The sequence below is a fragment of the Alicyclobacillus fastidiosus genome, from assembly GCF_026651875.1.
Taxonomy (GTDB): domain Bacteria; phylum Bacillota; class Bacilli; order Alicyclobacillales; family Alicyclobacillaceae; genus Alicyclobacillus; species Alicyclobacillus fastidiosus.
The window spans coordinates 5,103,095-5,116,441 of record NZ_CP104067.1; the positions used below are offsets into that span (position 1 = coordinate 5,103,095).

The following is a 13,347-nucleotide window of genomic DNA, read 5'->3' on the forward strand; positions in this document are numbered from 1 at the left end:
CCCTGACGGACCCCCTTGGTGAGGAAGACGTTAAATGTCACTTAGAGCGCGGATTCTGAAATGAAAGTCCAGATTTCGGATGATTTGCGTGCACAATATTGTAAGGATGTCGTAATTTGCGGGAGTTCACAGGGCTATCTCAGGAAGAAACGCAAGCCGCTGTAGTGCAGCTTGCAGTACACAACTTAGGCATTCCAGACATGGATAAAGGACCACGCTTGCACATTGTTTAACGAGACTTTCATACCCTCAGTTTGCCATGCAGTCCAAGAGTGGATGGGAAGCTCCCTAGGCTTCCCTATTCCACAAACTTGTTCATCAAAAGAGCCAGAAAGCGGCTTACCTTCTGGCTCTTTAGTCTCGTGATACCTATGTAGTTTGTCCTAACTCCTCGGTATTCGATACACTTACTGTTCTCTGCCATCTCCAAGTATGTTTACCATTGCCTCAAGCGCTGCATTGGTGAATGTTTTTATATTGTAAGGCGATCTGGCGCAGTACAAGCGCACTTTCTGCATTATATCCTTTCGTATCTCTATTGTTGTTTTTTCATAATTACCTTCCATCACTTTTACGGCTTCTAGGAGCTGCAGAAATATCCGCGCCACAGTCTCGTCATCTTGTCCGTCTAGTGCTTCCCTAAATTCCTCCCATTCGCTCGTGTTTTTTAAGTATTGTATGGTGGATGCGTTGGTCATGTCCTTTAGATTCATGTGACTGCTCCTATTCATATAGATTACTCATGAGTTTGGATTTCGTTTGAAAGGCGCTTTCGTGTCCAAGCTTCAATATTGGCTTTTTTAGCAAGGTCCCAAGCCGAATTCGTAAGGTAATGGTTGGTGATGATTAAAGCTCGCTCTGCCTCATAGTACACTCTTGCAGCAATAACCTGATTGACGGCTTCTACCCCCACTTTTTGTTTCCATCGTTTGGCCTGGATCACAACACGTCTGCCTTGCGGGTCGGTACCTATCAAGTCCGCTCCAAAGTCGCCGGATTTTTTGGTGGTCTCAAGCCTCCACCCTTTTTTACGGAGTGTATATTGCAACGCGTCCTCGAAGTCCTCGCCGGTCATCCTATCAATCTCATTTAACTGTGGTTGTGAGCGAAACTTCCTTCGTCTCTTGTTAGGCTTGATGAACGAGAGAATCAGGGAAAACAAAGCCATCAAAGGAAGCACAATAAACGTTGTGTTCGGAATCTGTGACGTGCGAAAAACCGTGCACTTGGAGGACGGACAATGTACGCGAATCATCAAGATCAACAGATACTCCCCGGCGACTTCTTTCTACCGTTCGGTGGTCGACTCAGAGAAGATAATCGTTGGGTTGAGCTCTCCTATCTCATCCCGTGGCGACGCGTGGAACAAGAATACAGCAAACACTTTAGCAAGGACCTTCGAGCCGGGCGCGCAATGTCCGTTAGAATGGCGCTTGGTGCGCTCATCATTCAGGAACGTGAAGGCTTTTCAGACCGCCACTTGGTTCAACACATCACGGAAAACCCGTACCTGCAGTACTTCCTCGGTCTTGAGGCATATCAGGAAGAACCGCCTTTTGATCCTTCTCTGCTGACATACTTTCGTAAGCGGCTTGGCCCTGATGCTATTAACCAAGTGAATGAGTGGATTGTGCAGGCAGCACGTGAGGAAGAAGAGGATGGAGACGACAACGGTCCCAAAGACAATCCTCCAACCTCCTCCGGGGAAGATGCAAACGGTCGTCCACAAGCAGAATCTCAAGAACCACGCGCGCATCAAGGGAAGCTTATTCTGGATGCAACCTGCGCGCCTGCAGATATTGCGTATCCGACAGACCTGACACTGTTGAACACAGCGCGTGAGAAGTTGGAGGACATCATCGACACACTCCATGCGTCACATGTCGGCTACATGAAGAAACCTAGAGACCGGCGGCGCCAAGCGCGTCGTGACTACTTGCGAACGGCAAAGAACCGAAAGCCAAGCCGGTCAGAGATTCGTAAGGCTATTGGGCGACAGTTGCGCTATGTGGCAAGGGACTTGAGATTCATTGAACAACTGGCAGAACATACACCGCTTACTACCCTCTCGCGGAAACAATACCGCGATCTCTTGGTTATTGGCGAGTTGCATCGCCAACAACGAGAGATGTATCGCACGCGAAGCCACCGGGTTGACGACAGAATCGTCAGCATCGCACAGCCAGACGTTCGACCCATTGTACGTGGAAAAGCAAAAGCGAATGTGGAGTTCGGTTCAAAGGTCGCCATCAGTGTTGTGGACGGATACGCCATGATGGAGAAGACAAGCTGGGATAGCTTCAATGAGGGAACGACCCTGATTGAATCCGTAGAGCGGTATGTTGAGCGCTTCGGTTGCTATCCGGAAGCCGTTCTGGCGGACAAAATCTATCGAACGCGAGAGAACCTCAGGTACTGCAAGGAACACGGAATCCGGTTGAGCGGGCCGAAACTTGGTCGTCCGCCAAAGCATGTGGAGTCAGGAGAAAAGCAACAAGAGCGCGAGGACGTGGGTGAGCGTAACGCGGTGGAAGGGAAATTTGGCGAAGCCAAGCGAAACTATGGGCTTGGCTTGATTCGAGCACGGCTTCGTCAGACGAGCGAGACTGTGATCGCCCTGCAACTGTTGGTCATGAACCTCGAAAAGAGGCTGCGGCTTCTTTTCTGGCTCTTGTTTGGAGAACTCTTTGAGGTTGATTTTTGCATCATGGGGCCTGTGTATTAAATCGTTCAGCAGGCCCTAATTACACAGCGTTGAGTATTTTAATGCACTGATCGTTGAAGGGGCTTATGTCGCCCCCTTTGTCCCATAACAATCATCAAACCACCCCCGTGGTCACCAACCAGTTTTGGGGGCGGATTTGATTTGTAATCCTAGAATATGGAGTTTAAGAGATGGGGCGCAGAGTCTGTGCTACTGTCTGAACCAGTGAAGGTATCGTGTACTTTGCTGGATTAGGTATAATTCCACCCCATATACTTCCTTCATGAAGAACAAAAATATCACTTCTTGCACCACTGCTGTATTTCCACGTATACGATTGCCCTTGTTCTGTTCCGCTTAGCGTATAAGTTCCTCCGTTCAATATGGACACAAAACCATTTTTTGGTTTTGCGAGTGTCCGAAAAGTTGTGACCTCAATCTGGTGTTTTTGACTTATACTCAGTTCCTCCGACTGACAAATAACACAATATAACTAAAGACGGTGGTCCATAATAAATATTGCATGATATCCCAAACAGGTATTTGATTGATGTGAATGAACAAAAAAATCATGCACAAAACCAACGATATGCCGAGGTATAGCTGAAGCAACCATACCGCCCTCTGACGCCATATGGATAGAGTCCGTTCATCCATAAATCGTGCGTTCGGTTTTCTTCCGATGACTACATATCCAGTCAATCCTGCCAGTACCGCGACTCCTAAAGTAATTAAAGCATTACTCATTCTTTAATCCCCTCCACTAATTCAAAAATGTCCTCAATTCTTCGCCCAAAATATCTACTGATCTTTAAAGATAACTCCAGACTTGGATTGTATTTCCCATTTTCAATAGCGATCACGGTTTGACGAGTGATTTGTAGATCCTTAGCAAATTGAGACTGCGTAATTCCAAACTCATTCCGAAGCTCCTTTATGATGTTTTTGACCATGTACTGCCCCCCTTTCGATGTAAAGTTTTATTTACATTGATCATACACAGACAACAATGTGAATGTCAATATATCTTTACGTCTATATTTGGAATTAAGAAAGGAACCACGAGCGGAATAATGTCAAAATCGATGTGAAAACTGTTACAACTCCATGGTCTAGAAATGGAGCCACAGTGATCAGGTTTGGGAAGCCAAGAATCACAGGCATACATCGGAGAAGCTTTGGTGTTAAACCGCGTGATCGTCAAATCACACCTATTTGGGAAAGCAACTCCTAAGGGGGAATAGATGATGGGAAAGCACAAACCCTTTAAGTGGTGCAAAATTGTGGGTCACCCATACGACAGGCGAAGTATAGAGTTCGGCTACTACATCGAATCCGATTCACCACGCAGCGTGGTTCAAACATCATGGCAAACGTCGGAAGTGCAATACAGAGGATGGATCACTCCTTGTTCACTTAGCAGACATATAGTCTTTATATCATATTTAACCAAAGAACCGATATTGAACTAAGCTGCCCGTTGATATGAACGACACCTGTCAAGCCCCGTGTCGCGATGGGGTTAAAAGCTCGGCCCGAAGGCAAGGTTCGTCGACGGTTGGCACACTGATATGCGCGGGTTGGTTACCGCATTTCGTACCTCCGTCAAAGGGCTGCCTCGGACTAGTCACGTGCGTCAGGTAATAGACCTTGCACAAACGGGCAACGAGGTTTCCCTGTACCGGATTCCTCTGCCTTCAGGCCTAACCTTTAACCTTTTCATGATTTATGCCATTATCGTGTTCCATAAATACCTAGGCCTTCCTCGATACTTCCATTTCATTCTCTACCTCACATGCAATGGCCCAGATAAATCCAAGTAATTCTCTGGATACCGATGTCACTGCCACATTGTGATGCTTTCCTCTAGACACCATTCTCGTATACTTTCGATGTAACCTATCCTGTGCCCGCCAAGCGATGTCCTGCACCTTCGGACTTTGTCCCTCCTGGCGCTTCTTAATCGCTCTCTTGACTGCTGGCTTATATCTATAGCACCAGGAAGCCTCTCCAAGCACTCGGCGCAAGTGTGAATTCCCCGTCTTTGTGATCCCACCCTGCCACCTGGATGATCCACTTGAATACTCTCTTGGTACCAAGCCTGCATACGCCATTAACTGCTTTGGATTGCGGAATCGCTTAAACTCTCCAACCTCAGCAACCAACGAAGTGGCTACAACTTCAGCCACACCACGCAGAGTTTGCAGTGCCTGAATAACCGGAGCACGCTCACTTTCAGTTGCTTCCAAATGAATGGCAGCCTCTAAACGACTGATTCGCCCCTCGATTTCCTGTAAGTGATGGCGATACTCCTGGAACACGATTTGCTCCCGGCGATCCGTCCAACTCAGTCCATCTAACCATCGCTCATGCATCTTTCCCCAAGCTCGAAGCTTTGTTTGCGGTCGTCGATCGTGTCTTAGCAGAAACTTTGACAATTGGTGCCTTGCCCTGAGTCTGTCTTCAATCGCATCCTCCCGAGCTCGTACCAAGTCCCGTAATGCCTCATTCTCTTCATTCGGTACAAACACAGGCGGTAACTCTCCGGCCCGGAATAGCTTCGCCAACCGTAAGGCGTCACGCTTGTCCGTTTTTACCCTATCGCCTTGTTTAGTCGGTATAAGAGAAGGTGCGATAACTGTGCAGGACAACTCCATTGCCCGTAACAAACGGTACAACCCGTACCCCGTTGGACCCGCTTCATAGCAGAATTCCAAGTGAGCATCCTCGGTCTGTAATTGACGAACCAGATTCCGGATCGCTTCTACCGTGTTCGGAATCATTCCGACAAATCGTGGCTCCTGTCTTCCTTCCTCAGCCACTGCAACCGCAATTTTCTCTTTCGATACATCCAAACCTACAAACGTTGTGATAGTCTTCATAGTAACGGCTCCCTTCGTATATGGCTCTGCACTGGTTTCTCAAGATTCAGTGTAATCCAAGAGTGTACGAAACGGAGCCGGTGTCGTTCATTATGACTAGCGCAGTTAACAGTACCAAACCAATAATGTATATTTATGTATCGGTATGTCCGAGTCCTTTTCAGAAATTCGCCACCGTTTATGTCAGTGTTGTAAATACTGGAATTTCGTTGGGAGTCATGTCAAACTATCAATCATCCTCATCCAAAGAAGTCGCACACTTAGATAATAGTATCCGCAATGTTTCAATGTCATCTGCGTTTAGATTCGACAATAATTTGTTTTCGATATTGGAGACAACTTGATGGGACTTCTTTAGAGTCGTGACGCCTGATTCAGTTAAATAAATGCTTAAGGCTGAACTGTTTTCATCATTGATACTTCGTGCGATTAGTCCTGCTGTTTCCAGCTTATTTACAATGGAATGCATCGTTTGGGGAGTTACAAAGCACCATTTTGCCATCCTATTCCCCGACAGTCCAGGTTTCTGTTCAATCGCGCATAAAGCAGCATATTGAGGCGAAGTGATTCCAAACTCGCGAAGTTCATGATCCATGTTTAATCGGAGCGAATGTTGTACACGTTTTAATAAGTAGCCGATCCGGTCGTCCAAAATTTCCACTCCAAACACTTGAATTAGTATCAGTATACTGATACTGTATCATCATACTGATACTTTGTCACGAAGGAGACACGGTAAATGGCACATGTAATAGGTCCTGACTTTGTTGCTTTGCAGGTTAAAGACCTCGAGAAATCAAGAATATTTTACACAGAACTTTTGGGCTTTGAAGAGGCACCGCAATGTCCTCCGGGGGCAATTCTCTTTAAGTCTGAACCCATTCCATTTGCGATTAGGACACCGTTAATCGATTTAAACGCAACGACTCACCGAGGATGGGGTACTGTACTCTGGTTCTCCTGTGTCCATGCCGATGAGCTTCACGACACACTTGAGAGGAACGGGATCAAAATAACACAGCAGCCGTTTGATGGTCCCTTCGGACGAACCTTTTCCTTTGAGGATCCCGATGGTTACGTACTAACCATGCACGAAAATAACAAACAAGCGTAAAGGGGTGGTCATCGTGAATAAGGATGACGACATCGTTAGGTATTGGGTAGGCGTGGTATCTGAAAATCATGTACGAGCTGCCGAGCAGGCAGGATTTGCACAAGTATGCCACGGAAAACGTGTTCCATTATCACGCATGAAGGGTGGGGATTGGCTCGTGTATTATTCCCCTAAAACGATCTATCCCGAAGGTGCGCCCCTTCAATCATTTACCGCGATAGCCCGTGTGAAGGACGGCATTGTATACCAAGTTGAAATAAGTCCTGGATTTATACCAAACCGTATAAATGTGGACTATGTCCAAACTCGGAATGTGAAACTGTGCCTGCTCAAAGAGAGACTTCATTTTTGCAAGGAGAATCCCCGGCTTGGATTGCTATTCAGAAGAGGGCACTTTGAGATTGATAAGGATGATTTTCAACTGATCTCGGATGCTATGGTAGTCGGTGACGCAATACGTTTATAAATAGCCACAAACACGTGGCAACAAGACGTTGTCAGGAACTCCGAACTCTTACACTTGAACACGTTTCATCTTTCATCTCATAAACCATCACACTACCGTCTTATGCAGAATAGGCCCGGGCCGACCCACCTCCGCGAAGAGGCAGTTGGACGCCCGAGCCCTTCCCCGAACCGGACTTGCATCTTTAAACGCATCCGGCTCTCCATTTGAAGTAGTCTTAGGTTGCACATGGTTCGGTCTGACCCGTGACAATTCTGTTTCGCCGCCGCTGTTGTCGCCTATGGCAGGGCAGACATAAGGCTACGAAGTAGTCTGGTATGGATTCCTTATTACCCCACACATCTCCTGCAATTCCGGGCCAATAATCAACGTATACGTTGCGTGCCGTCAGTTTACAAGCACACACCGCGCATCGCTCATTCTGCCGATTCATCACAGATTGCCGGTAATACACCCAATTTTCCGGTAGTCCGTACAATCTCGCTATGTATCTGGCTCGCTGGACTTTCATCGTTGCTCGAAGTTTACGGTTCCCATCAAGCCATTCTCGGTCTTCAGAAACATATGGATTCCTTTGAGAGCATTTATCCGGATACTCTATCTTGTAGAACCCAAACTTATCGAGCATGTGTACATTTCCATCGCTGTCCTTGAACCCAAAGTGTTTCGCTGTGGATTTTCTGTGGTATGGAAGGTTGGCGGCTTCGTTGTAGCGGTGTTGGTTCCGTCTAGCCACAACGCCCGGCGGCTCTCTTGTTCTTTGTTTGAGTCGTTGGAACACTAACCACCACAGATAAGAGTCGAGGGTCAGAAAGGTATCTTTTGAATTCCCTCGTCGGAAGTACTCCGCGAAGCCTCGGATTTTTCGGTTCAACGTGGCGACAACTGCCGGACCTGGGGCCATCCAGAATGCCCGCGAATCTTTGGCCATCATTCGCTTGAATCGCTGAATTGACTTACGGCTCGGTTTAACGAGTACTCGCTCTTGCCCCTGCCGTTTCCATCGTCGGATGTTGAATCCGAGGAAATCAAGACCGGCATCTGCATGAGTTATCAGTGTCTTTTCTGCAGACAGCTGAAGCCGAAGTTTTTCATTTAAGAACTGAGCAACTTCTTCTTTCAGTATCTCGGCGTGTTCTTTGCTCCTGCAGAGAATCACTGCATCGTCTGCGTATCTCACGATGTAGCAGGGAATTTGCGCTTTTCGTCGTTCGCGAGGCGACAGGTATTCGTATTTGTTTGCAATGAATTCGTCCAGTTCATTCAGATACACATTCCCAAGCAACGGGCTCACAATGCCGCCCTGCGGTGTGCCGAGCTCTGTCTCTTCAAATTCTCCCTCGTAGACGAGGCCTGCTTTGAGCATGTTGCGGATGACCCGTATCAGACGGCGGTCGTGAACGTTCCGTCGTAAGATACTTAGCAGGATTTCATGGTCTACGTTGTCGAAGAATCCTTTAATGTCGAGTTCAATCACCCAGCAGTAGCGGTGCCGACCGATGAGAAAGCGAATGCGTTCAATGGCATGGTGGGTGCAACGGTATGGTCGGAACCCATAACTGTGTGGGTGCTGTTTGCCTTCGTAAATCGGCTCTAGAATGCTGCGGACAACATCTTGGGCCACGCGATCGACAATGGTTGGAATGCCAAGCGGCCTCTTTTCATGCGGCTTGTGGCTCTTCGGGATGTACACCCTCCGGACTGGACTCGATGCGTACAGTCGGAGTGCTTGTTTCACATCTTCCCGAAGCTTTTGCCAAGCCTCTTGTGTGGCATAATCCCATTTTGTCTTGTGGTCTACGCCGGCTGTTTGTGCACCCGAGTTTCTCAGTACTCTCGCAATGGAGAGATCAATCCAGACATTCCATCTCAGTAAGTGATGCAGTCTTGAGAATGGTCGTTGTGCCAAAGACCTGCGTGCAAGGCGCGCTTGTGTTTCGAATCTCTTTCTCTCCTGTGCGGAGGATTGAGTGATGGTAGAAATCGCAATCACTCCCTTATGGGGGAGCCCTACTTTACTCACGCGCACCTACTTCAAACTGGAACCCTTCGCCATGTAATGGTCATTATCCATCTCGGACTACTACGATTCCTCCGTCCCGTTGCATTCACTTCAACGTAGCTGTCCATCCTGTTTGGGACGAATGTAACGGTTCCCATGTTCGCTATGCGTTGTCTCGCTGCCTTAGGTCGCCACTATACGCGGGGAAGATTCAGGGAGTTGCACCTCTATACTGACCCTGACCACCGGAGAGTCCGGGTCGGGACACCAAGTTCAAGGGTGCCACGCTCATTCCAACCACTCGTATCATCCGACGATTTCGAGTGTTGCAGTTGACCACGCTTCAGACATGGTGTGTATGGTCAAATAAAAATGGAGGTTTCGATCATCAGAAATTCCCTGATCTAATCATTAAGAAATCCTTGCTGATGTCATCAGGAAATCCCTGATCTGATCTGGAAATTTCCCTGGTGTATCTCTCCTAATTGTGTCATTTGCTTCTTACAATCCTCTTTGTAGAAATGCGAGGAGGAGAAAGGATGACGATGAGTATGGAGCAGATTCACCGGATCAAGGAACTGCAACTCCAAGAGAAAGGAGCGTATCAGATTGCAAAGGAATTGGGGCTAGATCCCAAGACCGTTCGGAAATACATGAAGCAGGAGGACTTCTCCCCAAGGCTGCCTGTGCCAGTGTCTAAGCCATCCAAGTTGGATCCCTACAAACCAACCATTGATGCATGGCTTCTTCAAGATGCTAAAAATCGGTACAAGCAACGTCATACGGGGAAGCGAGTATATGACCGACTCGTGAAAAAGTTTCCGGAGTTCAACTGTTCGTACCCGACCGTGAACCGATACGTGACCGCATTTCGTCAACGCCAGCACCTTAGTAAGAAGGGCTATCTTGAACTTCAGTGGCATCCTGGAGAGGCTCAGGCTGATTTTGGTGAATGTGATGTGATTGTAAACGGCGTGCGACGCGTTACGAAGTATCTGGTGGTATCTTTCCCGCATAGCAATGCAGGATTTGTTCAGTGCTTTCTCGGTGAAACTGCTGAATGCTTATGCCAAGGATTAATGGACGTCTTTTATCATATTGAGGGTGTTCCGTCACGACTTGTGATTGACAATGCCACAGCAGCCGGCAGGCGAATTGGAGAGCTAGTTCGCCTTACACAGTTGTTTAAGCGATTCCAAGCCCATTTCGGATTTGAGATTACATTCTGCAATCCGAATAGCGGTCATGAAAAAGGAAATGTGGAGAACAAGGTTGGTTACGCTCGGAGAAATTACATGGTTCCCCTACCATCCAAAGTGTCATTGCATGAGTGGAACACTGAATTATTCGAACTATGCGATTTGGATAATAGCCGCGAGCACTACAAGAAAGGAGTACCTATCTGCGAGTTGTTTGAGAAGGACAAGGAAGCCATGCGAGCACTCCCAAACGCGCCGTTTGAATCTTGCCGATATGGGCATGTAAAGACCAACGGCTATGGCAAGTTCATACTTGATGGCAAGCACACTTATTCTTCCTCGCCGCTGTATGCAGACCGGGAGATTATTGTCCGGATCGGCGCACATTTCATTGAACCACTTGATGAAGCGGGTGACGTTATCTCTCGCCACGAAAGGGAGTTCGGTACAGAGCGGACAGACACAGTCGACTGGTTAACGATGCTAGATCAATTGATTGTAAAACCAGGAGCATGGCGAAACAGCCTGATGCGTAGCCAAATGTCCTACGAGGTTCGTGATTACATGGATGAGCAGGACAAGAGTGGGTTACGGCAAGCGTTACGCCTCATGAAGGATTTGTCTAACCAATATGGCTTGGACGTTGCGGTGACTTCGATACAGGAAGCAATTGTTCGCAAACGCACACAAGGCATTGAGGTCAATGCAGCAGTTGTTGCGGCTCGGATTGCTCACTACGGTCTGGATACGCCAGGGGAGCCTGGACCCGACATGAGCCAGTATGATGTTTTACTACCCGCATTCGGAGGTGAAGTGCATGGACCGCAGTGAGATACGACTAGAAATCTCACAATACTGCCGACAATTAATCCTGAGTCAGAATGCGGTACGGTTATGCGATTTAGAAGCTACGCCAAGACAGGAGGAGTTTCTACATAAGGTGTTCCGGGAGGAATTGGAGCACCGCGAGCGTCAGCGGAGAATTCGTTTATTTCAACGAGCTGCGTTCCCTGTACGAAAAACGCTGGAGGGGTACGAATTCAGTTCACTTCGCCTGCCCTCTACCTTGTCCCTGGATGAACTGACTTCGTGTCAGTTTGTCCAGGAGAAAAAGAACCTCGTTCTGTATGGTCCTGTCGGCACTGGTAAGACACACCTTGCCATTGCCTTAGGAACGAAAGCGTGTGAGATGGGAATTGTTACGAGGTTTTTCACCGCAGCATCCCTGGTGACACGACTGAGCGAGAGCAAACGCGCTGGATCTTTAGAACGCATAATGAAGGAACTAGAAAAGGCTCAGCTTGTGGTCATTGATGAGTGGGGTTACCTTCCGATGGACCGTGAAGAGGCGCAGCTATTATTTCAAGTGGTTGCAGCTAGTTACGAGAGACGAAGTTTGGTGATCACCACGAATCTGGAGTTCTCCAAATGGGGCGGTATTTTCACGGATGACCAGATGGCTGCTGCAATGATTGACCGTCTGGCGCACCATGGACAACTTGTTGTGTTTGAGGGAGAAAGCTACCGACTAAAACACGCATTGATGCGGCAAAAATGACCCAAACAGAACTGGAAATACACCAGGGAATTCTCGTGATAATACCAGGGGATTTTAGTTGATCACACCAGGGAAAAATCGATGATTACACCAAGGAAAAAGTGATGATAAAACCAGGGAAATCTTCTTGACAAAACACAACATGGCTTCGCTTTCGCTGACCATAGCAGTTCTTCGAGGCTAGCCCCGCATCTTGGGAGGTCGATTCTCCCTCACGGGTACATTGTTAGATGGGCTTCACACCCTGGGCTTGCTCAAACCCAACGCATGCCATCCTAGCCTTGGCGGGATGAGGTACCCGCCAACCGCACTGTTGCGGCTTCAATACATAGCGCCTCATGGCGCACTGAACTAATCTGCCCAATAGTACAACAACGCCCGATCCTCAATCGCTGCATGTTCATGCAACTTCAAGCAACAGAACTTATGGGATTTATACCCCCGATAACGACAGTATGAAACTTCGCAATTGGTTCACAACTGTTCTCGAAGCGACATGAGGTTACGCCATCCATAAGCAGACTCCTGTAGCTGTTGTTCTCCAATTTGAATACTTTGCTCGCGTACTAACCGCCCGCCCATAGATTCATAAAAATAACGCGATGGGTTATCGTTTAATACCCATATCAGCATTGTATGAAAGTGGCTAGAGGCAAGATGCGACACAACGTGACGGAAAAGTAGTTTGCCAACTCCCTTCCGTTGATGCTCCTTTAGCAAATAAATTGCATACAATTCCCCGTCGTATGTAGAGTCTCCAGAACGTTCTCTGCCTCCATCTGCAAAACCAATAATCTGTCCTTCCTCATCTTCGGCAACGAACATGGCGTATTCATTAGAATTTTTTGCAATACGGTTTCGCAATCGTTCTTCACATTTTTCATAGGATAGACTCGCTAAAAACTCGTCGTTTACGATTCCGCTGTACGTGGTTCTCCAACTGTCAACGTGAACTTTCGCAACACCCATGGCGTCTTCTAGAACCGCCTTTCGAATCGTCCAACTACTGCCCAATGACAACACCTCCAATGTTTTGTCGTTAAACTGCCCATTTCAATGCAATAAGGACTCATGCATGATCTGTCGCATAAGCCCACGTTAGTCCAAGAGTCTTATTCGTTTAAGCAACATTCCGAACCATATGAGGAGCGAAGGGATAAACGAAGCAACAGAAAACAAAATTATCTGACCCTTTACCGTCCAATTATTTAAACTCCGCATCTCCCACGTAATACCCATAACATCAGAGAAATTCCAGCCTAACGTCCACAATAGATGTTCAATTTTTTTCAAAAGGGACACGGTGAAACTCAATGAGTATTGCTGTTGCTATTGCTAATCCAAATATACCAGGACTAATGACTGATACAAATCCCGCAGTAATGAGCGTTGAATATGAAGTTGACCATATCCAATTAGGAT

At 47.4% G+C, this 13,347-nt stretch carries 12 protein-coding genes; 5 read left to right on the forward strand and 7 right to left on the reverse strand.

Annotated features, from left to right (window positions below):
• Window positions 1-407 precede the first annotated feature (407 nt).
• Both NZD89_RS24880 and NZD89_RS24885 read right to left on the reverse strand, forming a co-directional pair.
• Window positions 408-713 carry a hypothetical protein gene (locus NZD89_RS24880; RefSeq protein ID WP_268005352.1) on the reverse strand — a complete coding sequence of 102 codons (306 nt, stop codon included), beginning with the start codon at window positions 711-713 and terminating at the stop codon, window positions 408-410.
• A 23-nt stretch (window positions 714-736) separates the two neighbouring features.
• Window positions 737-1,075 (reverse strand): restriction endonuclease, encoded by a 339-nt coding sequence (locus NZD89_RS24885; RefSeq protein ID WP_268005353.1) that lies wholly within the window; start codon window positions 1,073-1,075, stop codon window positions 737-739.
• Window positions 1,076-1,240: 165 nt separating this feature from the next.
• Between NZD89_RS24885 and NZD89_RS24890 the strand changes: the two genes are divergently transcribed.
• Window positions 1,241-2,725 carry an IS5 family transposase gene (locus NZD89_RS24890; RefSeq protein ID WP_268005354.1) on the forward strand — a complete coding sequence of 495 codons (1,485 nt, stop codon included), beginning with the start codon at window positions 1,241-1,243 and terminating at the stop codon, window positions 2,723-2,725.
• Window positions 2,726-3,447: 722 nt separating this feature from the next.
• Here NZD89_RS24890 and NZD89_RS24895 read toward each other — a convergent pair.
• The 3 genes from NZD89_RS24895 to NZD89_RS24905 form a co-directional block, all read right to left on the reverse strand.
• Entirely contained in the window at window positions 3,448-3,657 is a 210-nt protein-coding gene (locus tag NZD89_RS24895; protein ID WP_268005355.1) for a helix-turn-helix transcriptional regulator, read from the reverse strand.
• A gap of 801 nt (window positions 3,658-4,458) precedes the next feature.
• Window positions 4,459-5,586, reverse strand: a complete 1,128-nt coding sequence (locus tag NZD89_RS24900; RefSeq protein ID WP_268005356.1) for an IS110 family RNA-guided transposase — start codon at window positions 5,584-5,586, stop codon at window positions 4,459-4,461.
• A gap of 229 nt (window positions 5,587-5,815) precedes the next feature.
• Window positions 5,816-6,238 (reverse strand): MarR family winged helix-turn-helix transcriptional regulator, encoded by a 423-nt coding sequence (locus NZD89_RS24905; RefSeq protein WP_268005357.1) that lies wholly within the window; start codon window positions 6,236-6,238, stop codon window positions 5,816-5,818.
• Window positions 6,239-6,325: 87 nt separating this feature from the next.
• On the opposite strand from NZD89_RS24905, the gene NZD89_RS24910 reads away from it, so the two are divergent.
• Entirely contained in the window at window positions 6,326-6,700 is a 375-nt protein-coding gene (locus NZD89_RS24910) for a VOC family protein (RefSeq protein ID WP_268005358.1), read from the forward strand.
• 13 nt (window positions 6,701-6,713) lie between these two features.
• Window positions 6,714-7,166 carry an EVE domain-containing protein gene (locus NZD89_RS24915; RefSeq protein WP_268005359.1) on the forward strand — a complete coding sequence of 151 codons (453 nt, stop codon included), beginning with the start codon at window positions 6,714-6,716 and terminating at the stop codon, window positions 7,164-7,166.
• Window positions 7,167-7,383: 217 nt separating this feature from the next.
• Here NZD89_RS24915 and ltrA read toward each other — a convergent pair whose 3' ends face one another.
• On the reverse strand, window positions 7,384-9,189 hold the full coding sequence (gene ltrA / locus NZD89_RS24920; RefSeq protein ID WP_268005262.1) for a group II intron reverse transcriptase/maturase: 1,806 nt from the start codon (window positions 9,187-9,189) through the stop codon (window positions 7,384-7,386).
• Between the two features lie 518 nt (window positions 9,190-9,707).
• Here ltrA and istA point away from each other — a divergent pair.
• Both istA and istB read left to right on the forward strand, forming a co-directional pair.
• Entirely contained in the window at window positions 9,708-11,198 is a 1,491-nt protein-coding gene (istA, locus tag NZD89_RS24925) for an IS21 family transposase (protein ID WP_268005360.1), read from the forward strand.
• Window positions 11,185-11,925, forward strand: a complete 741-nt coding sequence (istB, locus tag NZD89_RS24930; protein WP_268004193.1) for an IS21-like element helper ATPase IstB — start codon at window positions 11,185-11,187, stop codon at window positions 11,923-11,925. Before istA ends, istB begins: the two co-directional genes overlap by 14 nt.
• A 474-nt stretch (window positions 11,926-12,399) precedes the next feature.
• Here the strand turns inward: istB and NZD89_RS24935 are convergent, their stop codons facing one another.
• Window positions 12,400-12,939: a GNAT family N-acetyltransferase gene (locus tag NZD89_RS24935; protein ID WP_268005361.1), complete on the reverse strand. Its 540-nt coding sequence runs from the start codon at window positions 12,937-12,939 to the stop codon at window positions 12,400-12,402.
• Between the last annotated feature and the right edge of the window lie 408 nt (window positions 12,940-13,347).

Bases quoted from the DNA above. Each gene is read 5' to 3' on its own strand.
- NZD89_RS24910 (WP_268005358.1), top strand. From the start codon at position 6,326: ATGGCACATGTAATAGGTCCTGACTTTGTTGCTTTGCAGGTTAAAGAC.
- NZD89_RS24895 (WP_268005355.1), bottom strand. From the start codon at position 3,657: ATGGTCAAAAACATCATAAAGGAGCTTCGGAATGAGTTTGGAATTACG.
- NZD89_RS24885 (WP_268005353.1), bottom strand. From the start codon at position 1,075: ATGACCGGCGAGGACTTCGAGGACGCGTTGCAATATACACTCCGTAAA.
- istB (WP_268004193.1), top strand. From the start codon at position 11,185: ATGGACCGCAGTGAGATACGACTAGAAATCTCACAATACTGCCGACAA.
- istA (WP_268005360.1), top strand. From the start codon at position 9,708: ATGACGATGAGTATGGAGCAGATTCACCGGATCAAGGAACTGCAACTC.
- NZD89_RS24880 (WP_268005352.1), bottom strand. From the start codon at position 713: ATGAATCTAAAGGACATGACCAACGCATCCACCATACAATACTTAAAA.
- NZD89_RS24900 (WP_268005356.1), bottom strand. From the start codon at position 5,586: ATGAAGACTATCACAACGTTTGTAGGTTTGGATGTATCGAAAGAGAAA.
- NZD89_RS24890 (WP_268005354.1), top strand. From the start codon at position 1,241: ATGTACGCGAATCATCAAGATCAACAGATACTCCCCGGCGACTTCTTT.